The following is a 17,662-nucleotide window of genomic DNA, read 5'->3' on the forward strand; positions in this document are numbered from 1 at the left end:
CCATGAGGATGTTACCTGTCCTGCTCAGCTCCGTCCTGGCCGCAGGGCCCGTCGTGGTCGTCAACCCCGGCTTCGAGAAGGACACCGAGGGGTGGACCTTCACCGCCGGCACCGGCGTGGCCACCAACATGCCCCATGGCGGGGCCAAGCTCATCTACCTCGACGCGGGCCCCGGCAGGAGCGTCAGCCAGACGATCACCGTGCCCGCCGCGGGCACCTACTCGGTGTCGGCGTGGATCGCGACCGGCGGCGCGGGCGGCACGTTCACCGTCCTGCGCGGCGGCACGCCCGTCCAGACCCTCACGCTGCCCTCTCGTTCCACCTACTCCCGCTACACGATCTCCGACGTCGCGGTGGGCGAGGGCGACCGGCTCGGCATCGTCTTCGGGTCAGGATCCGGCTGGGTGAACGTCGACGACGTCATGATCTCTCCGGGGGCGAAGGCCTCGCCCACGGTCAGCTCGTCCAACCCGAAGATCGTCGAGATGTTCGGCTGGGCCAAGGCCAAGGCGGGATCATGGGTGCACCAGGACGGCGTGCCCGGCCTGCTCGACGTGGACGAGCGCCAGCCCGGCGGCACCGGTGAGGGCGTCTACACGCCCTCCTACTGGGCCGGGTACGCCAACCGCAGCGGCTACTACTCGCGCGACTTCGCCCACCAGCTCGCCGGCGCCCACATCCTCGGGCTGGCCGCCGAGAACAAGAACATGCTGCGCTCCTTCGCCCGGTCGGCGAGCGAGGAGCACAAGTACTACCCGGTGTGGGCGCTGAACTTCGACGCCTCCACCTACCTGTCCATCGACTACCGCTCGCCCACGAACTTCGTCCGCGAGGTCCCCGCCACCTTCGAACTCGTCGAGAAGGCCAACCAGGCCTTCCGGTGGTCGGGCGACCGCGCCTACGTCGACGACCCCGTGTTCTGGGACTACTACAAGCACGCGACGAACGAGTTCGTCGCCCTGCACGACGGCCAGCTCCCCAACGGCGTCGCCGAGGGCACCGGCAGGGGCATCTTCCAGGGCGCCGCCAGCTACAACGAGGTCAGCGGCGAGCCCCTGGCCGAGGCGGGCGACGCGATCGGGTCGCAGTACCAGGCCCACAACGCCCTCGCCGCGCTCGCGCTCGACAAGGGCGACCTCGCGCTGGCCCACGCCCAGGCCAAGCGGGCCCGCGCGGTCAAGGAGTACTTCAACAAGACGTGGAGCGTGAAGCAGGGCGGCGAGGACCTCGTCAGGGCGTACACCGTGGACGGGACGCCGCTGACCGGATTCGGCAAGGAGAACAGCTGGTTCATGCCGATGAAGGGCATCATCGACGCGGGGCCGCGCAACGACGCCTACCTCGACTTCGTCGACGCCGAAGCCACGGGGGCGGGACGGCCGCGCAACGTCGAGGCGCTCACCTACCTGGCGGACACGTTCTTCCGGCACAACCGCGCGGGCACGGCGTGGAAGTGGATGCAGGACGTGTACGACCAGCGCGAGGCCAGGCACGTCAACTCCCGCCAGGGACTGAACGGCGACTACCCGGAGGTGCCGTTCACGCTGGTCAGCCAGACGGTGGAGGGGCTCATGGGCATCCAGCCCGACGCGCCCCGCAGGACCGTGGCCACGCAGTCCCGGCTGCCCGCGGACATCGGCTGGCTGGAGGTGGCCGACGTGCCGGTCGGCTCCGGCAAGGTCACCGTACGGCATGACGGGGCGGTTTCCAGCACGTTCACCAACAAGGGGTCGTCGCCGGTGTTCTGGGACGCGCGGTTCGCCGGCAAGCACCGGTGGCTGGAGGTCAACGGGCACCGTTTCCCCGGAATCCCGCAGGTGATCGACGGGGTGACGTACACCGTGGCCAAGGTCCCCGTGCGCGCCGGCGGGACCGCGACCGTCAAGATCGCCTCCTAGCCGTCCGGCCCGCCGTACCCCACCCCTCCGGGAGTACGGCGGGCCGCACCGCGTACCGGCCACCGACCGTGACGGGCGGGCGACACTCCTCTCACCAACTCCTGTCACGCCGGCGGAATTGTCGGCATCGGCGCGTACCGTGCCGATTGTGAACCGTACCGATCGGCTCTACGCGCTCGTCGAGGACCTGCGCGCGATCTCCCCCAGGTGCCGGTCAGCGCGCCAGCTCGCCAAACGCTTCGAGGTCAGCGTCAGGACCATCGAGCGCGACATCGCCGCCCTCCAGGAGTCCGGCGTGCCCATCTACGCGGAGCCGGGCCGCAGCGGCGGATACGCGATCGACAAGACGCACTCCCTCCCCCCGCTCAACTTCACCCCCGCCGAGGCCGTCGCCATCGCGATCGCGCTCAGCAGGGCCGGTGACCAGCCGTTCGCCCGACAGGCGCGCAGCGCGCTGCGCAAGGTCGTGGCCGCCATGCCCGGCTCGGAGGGGGAGCTGGCCAGGGAGCTGGCCAGCCGCGTGCAGCTCATCGCCCCCGTGGAGACCGGCGAGCAGATCCAGCCGCTCGGGCGCGCGGGCGTCTCCCGCACGATCGAGGACGCCCTGCTGCGCAGGCGTGTCCTCCACCTGGAGTACGCCGACAGGAAGGGCGCTCTCACCTCGCGCGACGTCGAGCCCGGCGTGTTCCTCGGCGGGCGGGGCGGGTTCTGGTACCTCGTCGCCTGGTGCCGGCTGCGCGACGACGTGCGCGTGTTCAGGCTCGACAGGATCGCGGGCGCTTCGGTGAGCGAGGAGCGCTGCCCCGACCGGCCGCTGGAGGGGTACGTCTCGGACGTCCCCGACATGATCGTCCATGGCACGGTTCTCGATTAGTCGATCGAAAACACCGACATAGGGTTGTCGCATCCGCGTCTTATCGTTGTCTTGTTCGAGAGACTTGACGACTTGGAGCGCACATGCTGAACACCGTGGCCTGGTTCGAGGTCGGCACCGACGACCCCGACGGAGCGCAGCGGTTCTACGGCGACCTTTTCGGCTGGACGTTCGCCTCCGACCCGAAGGCCCCGATGGACTACCGCTTGATCACCCAGGGTGAAGGCGACCGGCCCTCGGGCGGCGTGTACGGAAGCAAGGGCGAGTTCCCCAACTACGCCATCTTCTCCGTGCTCGTCGAGGACGTCGAGGCGACGTGCGCCAAGGTCGAAAGCCTGGGCGGCAAGGTCGTCCACAAGGTCATCAGCGCCGACGACACCAGCTTCGCCTACCTGAGGGACGTGGGGGACAACCTGTTCGGCGTCTTCACGCCGCCGGCCGGCTGACTCGCGTCACCCGTCCACTGACGGGCGCCGGGCCTTTCCCCCCGCCGCCCTGACAGGCGCCTTCCCCGCCATGGACGGGACGCGTGACGACCGCCTCCTGGGCGGTCCACCCTCCCTGGGCACGCCGCCAACCGCCGAGCGGCGGCGCGCCCAGGGCGTTCGCACCTCTGGCCGGTCCCTGCTCATCTCGCTCACCCGCCCGTCCCGGGCCGGTGCCCACCGGTTCAGGCAGGGCAGGATGCGTCCTTGTCCGGGACCTTGCCGTCGATCAGGTACGCGTTGACCGCGCCCTGGATGCACTTGCTGCCCGACAGGTAGGCACCGTGCCCCTCACCCTCGTAGGTGAGCAAGGTGGCGGTCTTCAGCTGCTCGGTCAGCTTCGGCCCCCACTGGTACGGCGTGGCAGGGTCGCCCTTGCCCGCCACCACCACGATCGGCCCCGAGCCGGTGGCGTTGATCTTCCTCGCCTCGTTGCTGCCCGGCACCGGCCACGGCGTGCAGAACGTGCCGGCGCCCGCGCTCCCGAACAGCGGGGAGATCTTCAGCGCCGCCTTCTCGGTCCGGGCCAGCTCCTCCCTGCCCGGCCGTTCCGCGGTGTCCACGCAGGTGATGGCGGGGAAACTGGACATCTCGGTCGTGTAGCTGCCGTCCGGCCTGCGGCCGGTATAGGTGTCGGCCAGATACATCAGCGCCCCGCCGTCCCCCTTCAGCCCCGACGACAGCGCGCTCTCCAGGAACGGCCAGCTCAGCTTGGAGTAGAGCGCGGCCGCGACCGCGGTGCTGGCCAGGCCCTGGGTCAGCGGGCGGTCGCCTACCTGCAGCGGAGAGACGACCATCTTGTTCAGGAAGGACTCGACCTTCTGGTTGGCCGCCTCGACGCTGCCGCCGAGCTCGCAGCCCTGGCTGACGCAGTCCTTCAGGAAGCTCTCGTAGGCCTGCTGGAAGCCTCTGCTCTGCGCCAGCGTCCGCTGCTCCAGGGTCACGCTCGGGTCGAGCGGCGCGTCGAGGACCATGCGGCCCACGTTCTTGGGGAACTTGGTGGCGTAGACGGCGCCGAGCTGCGTGCCGTACGACATGCCGAAGTAGTTGAGCTTGGCGTCGCCGAGGGCGGCGCGCATCCTGTCCATGTCCTGGGCCGCGTTGACGGTCCCGACGTACGGCAGGACCGGGCCGGAGTCCTTGTCGCACAGCCGCGTGAACTGCTCGGTGCCGGCCTGGACCTTGGCCCTGGTCTCCTCGTTGGAGGGCAGCGTGTTGAGCGAGACATAGGCGTCCATGTCCTTGCCGGTGCCGCAGACGACGCCGCGGCTGCGCTGGACACCGCGCGGGTCGAAGCTGATCAGGTCGTAGCGGGCGTTGAGAGCACCGAACGCCTTGACCGCCCGCGCCATCGTGTCCACGCCGGACGCGCCGGGGCCGCCGAAGTTGAACAGCAGCGACCCGAGCCGCTCGCCTGGACCCTTGGCCGGGATCCTGATCAGCGCCAGGTCGATGGTCTCGCCGTCCGGCTTGGCGTAGTCGAGCGGGACGGCCAGCTTGCCGCACTGCAGGCTGGCGTCGGGCGTGGCCGGCTGCCCGTCCGGCATGGTCAGGTCGGTGCAGGCGGCCCAGGTGATCTTCCCGGTCGCCCCCGCGTCGCCGGGTGCCGAGGCCGATCCGCCGGATGTCGGGCCGCCGGAGGCGTCGGTGGAGGTGCCGCAGGCGGCGAGCGAGATGGTCAGCCCTGCCGTCACGGCGACGGTGGTGAGTTCGCGGCGCATGGAATATCCCCCGATATCGAGTACCGGGGAAAATCCTTTCACATACCCAGCCTGGACGCCGAGCACGCCGCGCACGCCTCCCCTGGCGAGGCGGTCAGGGTGGGTAGAGGCGGCGTGCACCCCTCCAGAACACGCCGCCCCACGTATCAAAGACAGCTCGCGGGCCCGCCTATGACGCGGAAATCGAGGAAAAAAATGAACGAGCCCGCGCCGGCAGGGCGCGGGCTCGTTTTCTGCGACGGATCAGACGCCCATCGACTGGGTGTCGTTGCTCTCGGCGCCACCGGCCTCGGTGACCCCGTTCTTCAGGTGGTAGCGGGCGATCGCCTCGCGCAGCACCTCGCCGTCGAGCTCGCCCCGCTTGACCAGCTGGGTGAGCACCGCGAGCGTGATCGACGCGGCGTCGACGTGGAAGTGACGGCGCAACGCCGAACGGGTGTCGGACAGGCCGAACCCGTCGGTGCCCAGCGAGCTCCAGTCACCCGGCACCCACTGCGCGATCTGGTCCTGCACCGCCTTCATGTAGTCGCTGACGCCCACGAACGGCCCCTGCGCGCCCTGCAGGGCCCTGGTGACGTACGGCACGCGCTGCTCGGAGTCGGGGTTGAGCAGGTTGTGCTCCTCGCAGGCCAGCGCCTCGCGGCGCAGCTCCGACCAGGACGTCGCCGACCAGACGTCGGCCGAGACGCCCCACTCCTCCGCCAGCATGCGCTGGGCCTCCACCGCCCACGGGCCCGCGACGCCCGAGGAGAGGATGTTGGCCTTCGGCCCCTCGGTCCGGGGGGCGGCGGCGAACCTGTACAGGCCCTTCAGCAGGCCGTCCACGTCGAGGTCGGCGGGCTCGGCCGGCTGTACGTAGGGCTCGTTGTAGACGGTCAGGTAGTAGAAGACGTTCTCCGGCTGCTCGCCGTACATCCTCCTGAGGCCGTCCTTGACGATGTAGGCGGTCTCGAACGCCCATGAGGGGTCGTAGGAGACGGCCGCCGGGTTCGTCGAGGCGATCAGCGGGGTGTGGCCGTCCTCGTGCTGCAGGCCCTCGCCGTTCAGCGTCGTACGGCCGGCCGTCGCGCCGATCAGGAAGCCCCTGCCCATCTGGTCGCCGAGCTGCCACATCTGGTCGCCGGTCCGCTGCCACCCGAACATCGAGTAGAAGATGTAGATCGGGATCATGTGCTCGCCGTGCGTGGCGTAGGAGGTGCCCACCGCGGTCATCGAGGCCATGGAGCCCGCCTCGTTGATGCCCTCGTGCAGGATCTGGCCCTCGGTCGACTCCTTGTACGACAGCAGCAGATCCCTGTCGACGGCCTCGTAGGTCTGGCCGTGCGGGCTGTAGATCTTCGCCGTCGGGAACATCGCGTCAAGGCCGAAGGTGCGCGCCTCGTCGGGGATGATCGGCACGAACCTCTTGCCGATCTCCTTGTCGCGCATGAGGTCCTTGAGCAGACGCACGAAGGCCATCGTGGTGGCCACCTGCTGCTTGCCCGAGCCCTTGGAGAACTGCTTGTAGACCTCGTCGCCCGGCAGCTTGACCGCCTTGGCGCGGACCATGCGCCTGGGGAGCACGCCGCCCAGCGCGGCGCGGCGCTCCTTCATGTAGGCGATCTCTTCGTCGTTCTCGCCCGGGTGGAAGTACGGCGGCAGGTCGCCCTCGAGCGCGGAGTCGGGGATCGGCAGGTAGAGCCGGTCGCGGAACTCCTTCAGCTCGGTCTTGGTCATCTTCTTCATCTGGTGCGTCGCGTTGCGCGCCTCGAAGTCCTTGCCGAGCGTCCATCCCTTGATGGTCTGGGCGAGGATGACCGTCGGCTGGCCGACGTGCTCGCGGGCCGCCTTGAAGGCCGCGTAGACCTTGCGGTAGTCGTGGCCGCCGCGCGACAGCTTGCGGATGTCGTCGTCGTTCAGGTGCTCGACCATCTTGCGCAGGCGCGGGTCGCTGCCGAAGAAGTTGTCGCGGATGTAGGCACCCGACTCGACCGAGTAGGTCTGGAACTGGCCGTCAGGCGTGGTGTTCATCTGGTTGACCAGGACGCCGTCGACGTCGGCGGCCAGCAGCGGGTCCCAGTCGCGGCCCCATACCACCTTGATGACGTTCCAGCCGGCGCCGCGGAAGTACGACTCCAGCTCCTGGATGATCTTGCCGTTGCCGCGGACGGGGCCGTCGAGCCGCTGCAGGTTGCAGTTGATGACGAATGTGAGGTTGTCGAGCTCCTCGCGGGCGGCCAGGCCGATCGCGCCGAGCGACTCGGGCTCGTCCATCTCGCCGTCGCCGAGGAAGGCCCAGACGTGGCTCCTGGAGGTGTCCTTGATCTGGCGGTTCAGCAGGTAGCGGTTGAACCGGGCCTGGTAGATCGCGCTGATCGGGCCGAGGCCCATCGACACGGTCGGGAACTCCCAGAAGTCCGGCATGAGCCGCGGGTGGGGGTAGGAGGGCAGGCCGTGGAAGCCGTGCGACAGCTCCTGCCGGAAGGCGTCGAGCTGGGCCTCGTTGAGCCGGCCCTCGAGGAAGGCGCGGGCGTAGATGCCCGGCGCGGCGTGTCCCTGGAAGAAGACCTGGTCGCCCGACTCGCCGTGGTCCTTGCCGCGGAAGAAGTGGTTGAAGCCCACCTCGTACAGGGAGGCGGCGGAGGCGTACGTGGCGATGTGGCCGCCGACGTTCGTGCGCGCGTTGGCGCGCGAGACCATCACCGCGGCGTTCCACCTGATGTAGGCCCTGATGCGACGCTCGACGTGCTCGTCGCCGGGGAACCAGGGCTCGCGCTCCGGGGGGATGGTGTTGATGTAGTCGGTGCTGCGCAGGCCGGGCACGCCGACCTGGTGCTCACGGGCCCGCTCCAGCAGGCGAAGCATCAAGTAGCGGGCGCGCGTGCGACCCTCGGTCTTGATGACGTTGTCGAGGGACTCGAGCCACTCGTTGGTCTCGCTGGGGTCGACATCAGGCAGCTGGCTGGGTAGGCCGTCGCTGATGATCGAGAAACGCTGGCGTCCGGAAGCCACTGGGTCTCGCCTTCCGAGGATCGACTGATGTCTGGGTTGGGTCGCCTTCCATCCTGGTCGCTAACTCCGGAAAGTGCATCTCTACTGACCGGTAACCAGAACGTCCCTGCTGGCAGTGACGCTGATGGTGGCCTAGACCACCGATGGTAGGACGAATCGCCACCAAAGGTTACAGTGCAGGCCAGATTTATCAAGACTAGAAAAGATACGAAATTTCGCCCGGTGCTGTGGCCTCGGGGGCGGGTGCGACGGAGCGGCGCTCGCCACGCAGTATAGGAACGGTCTCGCGCACGCCTTTCGCCGGGACCACGCGTCGCTCACCACGGTCCCGCAAGCGCGGGAAGCCGGAGTTCACCGGTCGCCCGTCACGGTCTCGCGCGCGCCGGAGCATGGGTCGCGTGTCACGGGCTCGCTGGCGCGGGCCGTCGGATCGCGGGTCGCTTGCAATGGGCCCGCGCGCCGACCGTCGGATTGCGGGTCGCTCGTCGCGGTCTCGCACGCGTAGGCGGTCGGATTGCGGGTCGCTCGTCGCGGTCTCGCACGCGTAGGCGGTCGGATTGCGGGTCGCTCGTCGCGGTCTCGCACGCGTAGGCGGTCGGGTCGCGGGTCGCCGGTCGCGGTATTGCGCGCGGCGGCCGTCGCGTCGCGGGTTACGGTCTTGCGCGCGCCCGTCGCCGGAGCCCCGGGCGCTCGCAGGCATCGGTACGGCAGGCGGCCCCGCCGTACCAGCGTTCGGCGCTGGCAGGGCTCGGCTCGGTCGGGCTCGGCGCGGCTCGGTCGGGCTCGGATTCGCGTTCAGGCGGGGGCGGCGAGCTGTGTCGGCTTGCGATCGGGGCTCTGCGGTGTCGGCTCGCGATCAAGATCGCGGTATCGGCGTCGCGATCAGGCGGAGGCGGCGAGTTCGGCTCTGGCGGCCGCGACGACGGCGTCGCCCGCGACCTTCAGCGCCTCCGTGTCGCGCAGTGACCTGCACAGCACGAACGCCCCCTCCAAGCTTGTCACCAGGCAGATCGTGAGCCTGCGCGCCGCCTCGTGCGACAGCCCGAACCTGGCGAACCCCTCTGTGCCCGCGGCGATCCACGCGGTGAAGACGTCGGCGGTCGCCCTGCGCAGGGACTCGTTCGTGCCGGCCACCTCGAGGGCGACCGTGGCGATGGGGCAGGCGTCGGCGTAGCCGGTCTCGACCAGCGTGTCGGCCGCGGCGGAGAAGAACGTCTCGATCCCGCTGACGAGGTTGGGCGCGGGCGCGATGAGGACGTCGAAGAGCTGGACGTACGACATCCCCGCCGTGCGGATGACCTCCTCTCCCAGCTGCTCCTTGCCGCCGGGGAAGAAGTGGTAGAGCGACCCGAACGGCGCGTTGGCGGCGGCGACGATCTGCTTCAGGCCCGTGCCCGTGTAGCCGTTGCGGCGGAAGAGCTCGGCGCTCGCGTCCAGGATGCGTTCCTTCGTGTTGCCCACCATTCGACTCTACCCTACTCTCTCGCTAGAGCGATCTATCAAATCGGAGGCGATCGTGCCGGAGATCGAGCTGTCGGCAGGGACCATCGACTACGAGGACACCGGGGGCGAGGGGCCGGTCCTGGTGTTCCTGCACGGGGTCACGATCGACGGCTCCGTGTGGCGCGAGGTGGTGGCCGGCCTGCGCGACGGCCACCGGTGCGTGTGCCCGACGCTTCCTCTCGGCGCGCACCGCAGTCCGATGCGGCCCGACGCCGACCTGTCGCTCCAGGGCCTGGCCCTGCTGGTGGCGGAGTTCCTCGAGCGGCTCGACCTGCGCGACGTGACGCTCGTGCTGAACGACTGGGGCGGCGGGCAACTGCTCGTCCCGCTCGGAAGGGCCGAACGGGTCGGCAGGCTGGTCCTCACCGCATGCGAGGCCTTCGACAACTACCCTCCGGGGCTGCCCGGCCGCCTGATCGAACTCGCGGCCAGGACCCCTGGCGGGCTGTGGCTGACCGCTCGGATGCTCGGGCTCAGGTCCTTCCGCAGGGCGCCAGGCGGGTGGGGCTGGATGAGCAAGCGGCCCGTGCCCGACGAGGTGATGGACCGCTGGTTCGGGCCCGCCAGGGCCAGCCGGGCGATCAGGCGGGACCTGGCCAAGTACGCGGTGTCCGTGCCGCCGCGGCGGGTCCTGCTCGACTGGGCCGAGGGACTGCGGTCCTTCAAGGGGCCCGTCCTGGTGGCGTGGGCGGTGGAGGACAGGCTGATGCCACGGGATCACGGGCCGAGGCTCGTGGCGCTGTTCGAGGACGCGAGGCTGGTGGAGATCGAGGACAGCTACACGCTCATTCCCGAGGACCAGCCCGGGGTGCTCGCCCGCGCGATCGAGGAGTTCGTCGGCGAGACCGCCACGGACGGATCGCCCGCCTGACACCGCCCATCCGACCCGTCCCGCTGTGCTCCGACCCGTCCCGCTGTGCCCGGAGGAGGGGGTGGATCGCCCGGCCGGCAACGCCCGGTCGTGTCCGGGGAGGGGGTGGACCGCCCGCCTGGTAACGCCCCGCCGTACCAGGCGGAAGGGGGTGGATCGCCCGCCTGAACCCGCTCGGCGTGCGCGGCGGGGCCGGGGAGGACGTAAGGAGGGCCGGGCGGTTGGGGCCTTCTGGAAAGCGTGTGGGCGGAGCGTAACGTTTCGATTATCTTTTGCCCTTCTACCTCGGTGGAGGGGCTTTTCGGATCGGCTCCGCCGTACGAAGGTGGAGGTATGAACGCGACGGTAGGCGACCGGCTCCTTATGCACGGGAACACCGTTGGAGAAGGGGACCGGCGCGGGGAGATCATCGAGGTACGCGGCTCCGACGGGGGGCCTCCGTACATGGTCAGGTTCGAAGACGGTCACACCGGCCTGGTGTTTCCTGGCCCGGATGCGGTCGTCGAGCATGCGTAGGATTTCCATGTGAAATCCCAGATCATCTCGCTGACCACGGGGTCGCGCGAGACGGTACTCGACATCACGAGCGAGTGCGCGGACTTCGTGCGCTCGGTGGGCGGCGACGGCTTGCTGCACGTGTTCGTGCCGCATGCGACGGCGGGAGTGGCGCTGCTCGAGCTCGGCTCGGGCAGCGACGACGACCTCCTGGCCGCACTCGACGACCTGCTGCCTGCCGACGACAGGTGGCGACACGCCCACGGATCACGGGGTCACGGCCGGTCTCACGTGATGCCCGCCCTGATCCCGCCCTACGCCACCGTTCCCGTGCTGGGCGGGCGGCTGGAGCTGGGCACGTGGCAGTCGATCGCCATCGTCGACCTGAACGTCGACAACCGTGAACGGCAGGTTCGCTTGTCGTTTTTGTCTGATTAATTCGTGTGGAGTACGGCCGTCATCGTGGCGACCGTTGACGACTGAGGGTCACAGCGTGTGGACTGTCCCGAAGCGATGACCGCATATCAGGAGGGATACAAGTGAGCGCGACCGCGGGTCAGGCGCAGGGCGAGCGCGGCCTGGCCGAACGACTCGGCCTCAAGCCGGGTCAGGTGGTGCAGGAGATCGGTTGGGACGAGGACAGCGACGATGAGCTTCGCGAGTCCATCGAGAACCTGACCGGCACCGAGCTTCTAGACGAGGAAACCGACGAAGTAGCCGACGTGGTGCTGCTGTGGTGGCGCGACGGCGACGGCGACCTCTTCGACGCTCTCAGCGATGCGATGCGATCTCTGGCCGACGCGGGCCAGATCTGGCTCCTGACTCCCAAGGCCGGCAGAGACGGCCACGTGGAGCCGAGCGACATCGGGGAGGACGCCGCCACCGCGGGCCTCTCGCAGACCAGCAGCATCTCCGCAGCACCCGATTGGTCGGGGACCAGGCTCGTGGCGCCCAAGGGCCGTCGCTAGCTAGACGTGACGCCTGCCGTACGACCGAGGAGGTCGTACGGCAGGATGAATCGCATGGCTCCCGACTTCGAACTGCCCGACCAGCACGGCACCCCGGTCAGGCTGTCCAGCCTGCGGGGCAGGCGGGTGCTGTTGATCTTCTATCCGCTCGCGTTCAGCGGCGTGTGCCGCAGCGAACTCGGCCAGGTGCGCGACGAGCTCATCCCACGCCTGCCCGCCGACGTCCAGGTGCTGTCGGTCTCCGTCGACTCCATGTTCACCCATCGTGCGTGGGCGGAGCAGGAGGGGTACGAGTTTCCCCTGCTATCCGACTTCTGGCCACATGGACAGGTCGCTGAGGCGTACGGTGTGTTCGATGAGACGAAAGGGCTCGCCAAGCGCGGGACCTTCCTCATCGATGGCGAGGGCGTGATCAGGTGGTCGGTCGTCAACCCGATCTCCTCGGCGCGTGATGTCGCCGACTATCTCAAAGCATTGTCCTGACTGTCGTATCGGAGGACACCATGCCCTGCTACCGGTGCGGGGCCCGGCAGACCGACCCGGTTCGCGGCGCGAGTCCGTGGCGGCGTGGGGTGCGCGGCGAGGTCCAGGTGCTCATCTGCCCTGACTGCCAGCGTGCCCACGACCTCGAACTCGACCTGTGCGAATCCTGCGGCTCCACGTCGCTCATCTGCCGGCTCGGCGAAGTCGAGTGCCGCGACTGCGGCTCGGTACGGCTCGCGCGGCTCACCGAGCCCGCAGGATCGGAGCCGCCCCCCGGCCTGGCCGACGAGGTCGAGGCGGCCCTCAACAGAGTGCTGGGTCTTTCCCGACAATAGGGTGCGCTATCGTTCATAGCCGTTGACCTGCCACCCGCCTCCCAGGATGACCGCTATGAGTTCCTACGTTGTCGCGCTCGATGTCGGCGGCACGTCCATGAAGGGCGGCCTCGTCAGCGAGAACGGCCAGGTGCTGGTCACCGACCGGCGCGCCACACCGCGCGCCGAGGGGCCTGACGCCGTCGTCACCGCCATCCGCGAGTTCATCGCCGACCTCGCCGCCCGCGGAGGGGCGGGCCTCGCGGGAGTCGGCCTCGCCGTCCCGGGGCTCGTCACGGCCACCAGCGCCGTCTACGCCGCCAACCTCGGCTGGCGCGACGTGCCCGCGCAGGCCTTCGTCGACATGGACGTCCCCGTCATGCTCGGACACGACGTCCGCACCGGCGGGCTCGCGGAGAGCGTCCTCGGCGCGGGACGCGGCGTGTCCGACTTCCTGTTCCTGCCCATCGGCACCGGCATCGCCGGCGCGATGATCCTTTCCGGCCGGCCGTACGGCGGCGCCGCAGGCTGGGGCGGCGAGATCGGCCACATCCCCGTCTTCCCCGACGGCGAGCCGTGCGCCTGCGGTCAGCTCGGCTGCCTGGAGACGTACGCGTCCGCGGCCTCGGTCGGACGGCGCTACAGCGAGCGCTCAGGCGTGCCAGGGGTCAAGGCGGAGGAGGTCGTCGCCTCCGACGACCCGGTGGCCATAGAGGTGTGGGACGAGGCCGTTGAGGCGCTCTCACTGGCGCTGGCCACGTACACGCTCCTGCTCGACCCCTCCGTCATCGTCCTCGGCGGCGGCCTCGCCGAGGCGGGCCCCGCCCTGTTCGATCCGGTACGCACGAGGCTGGTCAAGCGACTCGCGTTCCGCGACGCGCCCCCGCTGGTGCCGGCGTCGCTGGGAGTGAACGCGGGCATGCTGGGCGCGGCCCTGCTGGGCTGGACCGCGGCCGGCCGGCCTTCGGTAGGGGAAGGATGGACAATGGATGTGCGATCGGCGCCCGCGGTGTCGTAAGGTGTAGTGCCGATCAGGGGCGGTTAGCTCAGCGGTAGAGCACTCGCCTTACAAGCGAGGGGTCACTGGTTCGATACCAGTACCGCCCACCTGCACAAAGAAGCCCGGTAGCGATCTTGCCACCGGGCTTCGTGCCATTAGCGTGCCATTAGATTGAGCTGATCATGGCGTCTATCGCGTTGACGATCTTGCGGTCCGCCTCTTCGGTGTTGTGCTGGTAGATCAACGCGGCGCGCACCGAGTCGTGCCCCATCCGCGCCATGAGATCTTTGAGGCTCGCGCCGGACGCGGAGGCGATCGTGTTGCCTGTGTGGCGAAGATCATGGAAGTGCAGACCGGGCATGCCGATCTTCTTCGTGTTCTCATCCCACTTGGCCGCGCGCCTGAAGTTGCTTCGGCGCAGGACACCGCCCCGGGAGCCAGTGAAGACCAGGTCATCGGGTTCCGGTCCCGTGAACGAGTCGAGATGTTCCTGCACGGCGGGGATGATCGCCCGGGGGATGGCGACCATGCGAACACCGGCGCGTGACTTGGGCGGCCCGACCAGGAGTTCGCCCGTGTCCAGTTCGACGTGCTGTTGCCGAACGCTGACCGTGCCCTTCGCCAGGTCCAGGTCCATCCGCCGCAGGGCAGCCACCTCACCCCACCGCAGGCTCGTGAAGGTGGCCAGGAGGATCAGCGCCCGCAGACGCTTCACGACGAGGTCGGCCAGCTTGAAGACCTGCGCCACCGTGAGCATCGGTCGCTCATCGGGCTTCTCTTCACCGGCTCCCCTGATGCGACAGGGGTTGCGCGGGATGATCAGGTCGTCTGCCGCCGTCATGAGCACGGCACGCAGGAACCGGTACGCCTTGGCCACCTCCGACGCGCCGACGCCGTTCGAGATCAGCGCGACCCGCCACTCTCGAACGGCCGACGTGTCGATCTTTCCGAGAAGGAGCCCAGCGCATCAAGGCCAGGGGTCAAGGTCGTTCGTCCAGTAGGGCGCTCCACCTTGACCCCTGGCCTTGATCCGCTGCATTGCATGTGGGACGAGGCAGACGGGAAGATCGGGCAGGGCGGAGCGCGATGTAGAGGATTCCTGCCGTTCGATCCCATGTGGGATGCTCTGCGCTGTGACTGAGCCCGAGGATCCCCAGCTCTACCGTTCGCCGACCAATGCCCCCGAGGGCTATGAAACGGTCCGAATCATAGGGACTGTCTCCATAGTCGCCGGTGTCGCCGTATCTTTCGGGATTCTGATCTTCGATGAACGATCCCCCTCGTGGCCATGGCTCGTTGGTCTGTGGATCATGGCCCTAATCGGCGTTGGCTTGCGGGTTGAGGCGGGAATTCGTGAGCGTCGACGCTCTTAAGCATTGGCGTGCCATTAGAGCCACCTGAGGGACCACATCGGCCGTGAGTGTGAGCCCGCCAACTTCACAGATGCCCATGATCGCCGTGCCATTAGCGTGCCATTAGGCCACGTCGAGCGAGCCTCATGCCGCGAGGTGAACGAGGCTCCCACGCACGTCAGCCGCGCTGCAAAGGCGATCTTGGCTCCTTACAAGCGAGGGGTCACTGGTTCGATACCAGTACCGCCCACCTGCGAAAAGGCCCCGTCTCCGACTGCGGAAACGGGGCCTGAGTGACTAAGTGAGTGACTAACTCCCAAAGATCTTGTCCATCGCCGCAGCTCCTTGCATGATCACCGGCCGGATCTGGTGCCGGTAGACCGTCTCGGTCACCACCGTGTTGGAGTGGCCGACCAGGCGCGAGATGTCCTCGATCGGGACGCCGGAGTCCGACAGCACCGACACGAAGCTGTGCCGCAGCTCGCGCGGGGACCATTGCTTGCCGACGAGACCGGCTGCATCCACCACCTTCCGGAAGTCGCGTCGTACGTTGTGCGCGGTGACCGGCGTTCCCGTCCTCGTGCAGAAGACGAGGTCGGTGTCCTGCCATCGCTCGCGCGCCTTCTCTCGTGCGGTCTGCTGGACGTCCCAGAGCAGACGAAGCGCCTCCACACAGCGGCGGGGGAGCTTGAGCGAGCGCCGGGACTTCACGGTCTTCGTGTCGCCCTTCTGCCGGACGGAGCGCCACACGTAGATCGCGAACTCCTCGTGGTCCCATCCCGCCTCTGCCACTGGTAACCACGCCTCGCGCTCTGCGTCGTATGCGACGACGTGAGACCAGAGCAGCGCACGCAGTTCCTCGGTACGCGCGCCGATCAGCAGCGACAGGACGATGTACGCCCTGATGCGCTCGCCGCTGGTCTCCGCCTCGGCCAGGACGGCCAGTGCTTGAGCGAGGGTGAGCGCCTTGGAAGGTCGGCCCGCGCGACCGTCCGGGATGTCGCAGAGATCGACCACGTTCCGCTTCACCATGTCGCGCCGCATGGCGCTCTTGACGGAGCGGTTGAGGATGCCGTGGATCAGCTTGAGTGACCTGGTGCCCAGCTCGTCCGTCTTGCTCGCGAGCCAGCGATCGACGTCCTCCACGGACAGGTCACGAAGCTTGCGAGCACCGAGCGCCGGGATCACGTGCTTGTCGGCGTACGTGTGGTACATGGTGACCGTGGCCGGGGATCTGCCGCTCAAGGACTCGCTTCGCTCGCCACGCCGCCGCCCGCTCCGGGCGGCCTGCGCGCCGGGCGTGCGGCCTTGGGGGCCGGTCCCGGCGCGCACCGCCCCCGCTCCTGGCGGCGTGACGACCAACAAGCACAGGCCATGCAGGACGCTGAGTCCAGCAAGCCACCTGATGGCCGTTCCGCCGCCGGCCCCCACCGCTACGCGGCCCCTACGGGGTGCTTCGCATGCGCGCCGGCCGCTGCACTCCGAAGACGCATGGATCACGGGCTGAGGTCCGTACCCCTGCCCCCGATACCGCATTGTTCGTGTCCCTTGGTCGGCGTCAACTCCGTCTGCACGCCATGGACGCAGGACGCGTGGAAGCCGCACGGCAACGGCTCCGAAGACGGAGTTGACACCTCGGTCGGGCCACACAATCTGGCAGCTATCGGGGGCGGGGGGGAGGAGTGGGCTGTGGGAAGAACCGACCCACGACCAACGGCACGACGCTCCGGCTCGTTCGACGGCGATGCTCATGGGAGCGCTGCCAGGTGAATGCAATTCGGGCAAGCCCGGTCCGCTGTGGGCGAGAACGGCATCGACCAGCCGCACACGGGCAATGGGTACACCGGCTCCCCGCACAAGCTGATCTTCGTGTCGAGTGGTACGGCGTGCTGCACCGCTTGCCGTCCAGTGCCGGACAGCCCGAGCCGGTAGGCCTCGCAGGGATGGTCCGACCCCGATTCCGTGCCGTACACGAGCAGGTCGTCCCAGTGAACCGGCCAGCGCCGAACGCCGCCCGGTAGATCGTGGGCCGCGTCGTCGAGCTCGAACAAGGCCAGGGTGCCGTTGCGCAGGACCATGACCACGGTTCCACGCTGACCGATCAGCCACGCGCCAGAGCCACGGGTTCGAGCGGGACTGTGCAGCAAGTCCACGATCTTGGCACGCACCCCCGGCATGTGCCGAGGCGATGTCACCCCGGTGCCTTGCTCGCTGTCCCCACGTCATCAGATACGGCCGACAGCGGTCGTTTCTCCCGCAGGTCGGCGTAGCGGAAGGCGATTCGTCGAGCGGCGCGTGATGGATCCATGGCCGGATGACGGGCGTACACGGCACGCTTGCGCCGCTCGTCCCATCCCGACCGCCACCAGAACCACTCGCCATCGCACCACACCACCAGCCCGACCCAGACGGAGACGAGCGCCATGCCGTACCCGTCGTGAGTGTCCGCTGCTATGTCGTGCCCTTGCCGCAGTGCGTCGCGCAGTATGTCTGCCGATAGCACTGCTTGTGACTCCTTGCCGTTCCTGGGCACGGCAGTAATCTGGTTCTGCATCGTTGACGCCCCAAAGCTCTCGATGCGTTCTGGACCCCCGTTGTGGGCGGTGTTCCAGCACCGTGCTCCCATGGCGGGGGTCCTACTTAGTCCCCCACTTTAGGGGGGCTAAAGTCGAGGGTAGAACCTGGCCTTAGCCCTCGCAATAGGGGG

17 protein-coding genes and 1 tRNA gene are annotated in these 17,662 nt (G+C 68.6%); 11 read left to right on the top strand and 7 right to left on the bottom strand.

Annotated features, from left to right (window positions below; translation table 11 throughout):
• Positions 1–2 precede the first annotated feature (2 nt).
• The 3 genes from AC3EO4_RS15355 to AC3EO4_RS15365 all read left to right on the top strand — a co-directional run bounded on the left by AC3EO4_RS15355 (position 3) and on the right by AC3EO4_RS15365 (position 3,218).
• Positions 3–1,898 (top strand): carbohydrate-binding protein, encoded by a 1,896-nt coding sequence (locus AC3EO4_RS15355; protein ID WP_431896149.1) that lies wholly within the window; start codon positions 3–5, stop codon positions 1,896–1,898.
• Between the two features lie 148 nt (positions 1,899–2,046).
• Positions 2,047–2,772 carry a helix-turn-helix transcriptional regulator gene (locus tag AC3EO4_RS15360; RefSeq protein ID WP_379573695.1) on the top strand — a complete coding sequence of 242 codons (726 nt, stop codon included), beginning with the start codon at positions 2,047–2,049 and terminating at the stop codon, positions 2,770–2,772.
• An 83-nt stretch (positions 2,773–2,855) separates the two neighbouring features.
• Positions 2,856–3,218, top strand: a complete 363-nt coding sequence (locus AC3EO4_RS15365) for a VOC family protein (protein WP_379573696.1) — start codon at positions 2,856–2,858, stop codon at positions 3,216–3,218.
• 224 nt (positions 3,219–3,442) lie between these two features.
• On the opposite strand, the gene AC3EO4_RS15370 is transcribed toward AC3EO4_RS15365, so the two are convergent.
• The 3 genes from AC3EO4_RS15370 to AC3EO4_RS15380 all read right to left on the bottom strand — a co-directional run bounded on the left by AC3EO4_RS15370 (position 3,443) and on the right by AC3EO4_RS15380 (position 9,433).
• Positions 3,443–4,978, bottom strand: a complete 1,536-nt coding sequence (locus AC3EO4_RS15370; RefSeq protein WP_431896152.1) for an alpha/beta hydrolase — start codon at positions 4,976–4,978, stop codon at positions 3,443–3,445.
• Between the two features lie 243 nt (positions 4,979–5,221).
• Positions 5,222–7,969 (bottom strand): pyruvate dehydrogenase (acetyl-transferring), homodimeric type, encoded by a 2,748-nt coding sequence (aceE, locus tag AC3EO4_RS15375; RefSeq protein WP_379573698.1) that lies wholly within the window; start codon positions 7,967–7,969, stop codon positions 5,222–5,224.
• Between the two features lie 882 nt (positions 7,970–8,851).
• Positions 8,852–9,433, bottom strand: a complete 582-nt coding sequence (locus tag AC3EO4_RS15380; RefSeq protein WP_431896154.1) for a TetR/AcrR family transcriptional regulator — start codon at positions 9,431–9,433, stop codon at positions 8,852–8,854.
• A 52-nt stretch (positions 9,434–9,485) separates the two neighbouring features.
• Here AC3EO4_RS15380 and AC3EO4_RS15385 point away from each other — a divergent pair, with 52 nt between their 5' ends.
• From AC3EO4_RS15385 to AC3EO4_RS15420, 8 genes are all read left to right on the top strand, one after another.
• The gene (locus tag AC3EO4_RS15385; protein ID WP_431896156.1) at positions 9,486–10,343 is read left to right on the top strand and encodes an alpha/beta fold hydrolase; all 858 of its coding nucleotides are present in this window, start codon (positions 9,486–9,488) and stop codon (positions 10,341–10,343) included.
• A 333-nt stretch (positions 10,344–10,676) separates the two neighbouring features.
• Positions 10,677–10,859, top strand: coding sequence for a DUF1918 domain-containing protein (locus AC3EO4_RS15390; protein ID WP_379573702.1), 183 nt, complete (start codon positions 10,677–10,679; stop codon positions 10,857–10,859).
• Positions 10,860–10,868: 9 nt separating this feature from the next.
• Complete coding sequence (locus AC3EO4_RS15395) at positions 10,869–11,276, top strand: secondary thiamine-phosphate synthase enzyme YjbQ (RefSeq protein ID WP_379573703.1); 408 nt, start codon at positions 10,869–10,871, stop codon at positions 11,274–11,276.
• A 101-nt stretch (positions 11,277–11,377) separates the two neighbouring features.
• Positions 11,378–11,806 (top strand): DUF3052 domain-containing protein, encoded by a 429-nt coding sequence (locus tag AC3EO4_RS15400; protein WP_379573704.1) that lies wholly within the window; start codon positions 11,378–11,380, stop codon positions 11,804–11,806.
• Positions 11,807–11,851: 45 nt separating this feature from the next.
• On the top strand, positions 11,852–12,289 hold the full coding sequence (locus AC3EO4_RS15405) for a peroxiredoxin (protein WP_379573705.1): 438 nt from the start codon (positions 11,852–11,854) through the stop codon (positions 12,287–12,289).
• Positions 12,290–12,309: 20 nt separating this feature from the next.
• Complete coding sequence (locus tag AC3EO4_RS15410) at positions 12,310–12,624, top strand: hypothetical protein (RefSeq protein WP_379573706.1); 315 nt, start codon at positions 12,310–12,312, stop codon at positions 12,622–12,624.
• A 55-nt stretch (positions 12,625–12,679) separates the two neighbouring features.
• The gene (locus AC3EO4_RS15415; RefSeq protein ID WP_379573707.1) at positions 12,680–13,621 is read left to right on the top strand and encodes an ROK family protein; all 942 of its coding nucleotides are present in this window, start codon (positions 12,680–12,682) and stop codon (positions 13,619–13,621) included.
• A 17-nt stretch (positions 13,622–13,638) separates the two neighbouring features.
• Positions 13,639–13,710: transfer RNA gene (locus AC3EO4_RS15420), tRNA-Val, on the top strand.
• Between the two features lie 59 nt (positions 13,711–13,769).
• Here AC3EO4_RS15420 and AC3EO4_RS15425 read toward each other — a convergent pair.
• From AC3EO4_RS15425 to AC3EO4_RS15440, 4 genes are all read right to left on the bottom strand, one after another.
• The gene (locus AC3EO4_RS15425) at positions 13,770–14,480 is read right to left on the bottom strand and encodes a tyrosine-type recombinase/integrase (RefSeq protein WP_431896160.1); all 711 of its coding nucleotides are present in this window, start codon (positions 14,478–14,480) and stop codon (positions 13,770–13,772) included.
• Between the two features lie 784 nt (positions 14,481–15,264).
• Complete coding sequence (locus AC3EO4_RS15430; RefSeq protein ID WP_431896162.1) at positions 15,265–16,200, bottom strand: site-specific integrase; 936 nt, start codon at positions 16,198–16,200, stop codon at positions 15,265–15,267.
• Between the two features lie 503 nt (positions 16,201–16,703).
• Positions 16,704–17,123, bottom strand: a complete 420-nt coding sequence (locus AC3EO4_RS15435; protein ID WP_431896164.1) for a hypothetical protein — start codon at positions 17,121–17,123, stop codon at positions 16,704–16,706.
• 23 nt (positions 17,124–17,146) lie between these two features.
• A complete protein-coding gene (locus tag AC3EO4_RS15440) occupies positions 17,147–17,458 on the bottom strand; it encodes a hypothetical protein (RefSeq protein ID WP_431896166.1) in 312 nt (103 codons plus the stop codon).
• Positions 17,459–17,662 lie beyond the last annotated feature (204 nt).

This window comes from Nonomuraea sp. bgisy101 (assembly GCF_057708945.1).

Excerpts from the sequence above, each read along its gene's own strand:
- AC3EO4_RS15355 (WP_431896149.1), top strand. The coding sequence starts at position 3 with ATGAGGATGTTACCTGTCCTGCTCAGCTCCGTCCTGGCCGCAGGGCCC.
- AC3EO4_RS15390 (WP_379573702.1), top strand. The coding sequence starts at position 10,677 with ATGAACGCGACGGTAGGCGACCGGCTCCTTATGCACGGGAACACCGTT.
- AC3EO4_RS15370 (WP_431896152.1), bottom strand. The coding sequence starts at position 4,978 with ATGCGCCGCGAACTCACCACCGTCGCCGTGACGGCAGGGCTGACCATC.
- AC3EO4_RS15410 (WP_379573706.1), top strand. The coding sequence starts at position 12,310 with ATGCCCTGCTACCGGTGCGGGGCCCGGCAGACCGACCCGGTTCGCGGC.
- AC3EO4_RS15380 (WP_431896154.1), bottom strand. The coding sequence starts at position 9,433 with ATGGTGGGCAACACGAAGGAACGCATCCTGGACGCGAGCGCCGAGCTC.
- AC3EO4_RS15415 (WP_379573707.1), top strand. The coding sequence starts at position 12,680 with ATGAGTTCCTACGTTGTCGCGCTCGATGTCGGCGGCACGTCCATGAAG.
- AC3EO4_RS15365 (WP_379573696.1), top strand. The coding sequence starts at position 2,856 with ATGCTGAACACCGTGGCCTGGTTCGAGGTCGGCACCGACGACCCCGAC.
- AC3EO4_RS15405 (WP_379573705.1), top strand. The coding sequence starts at position 11,852 with ATGAATCGCATGGCTCCCGACTTCGAACTGCCCGACCAGCACGGCACC.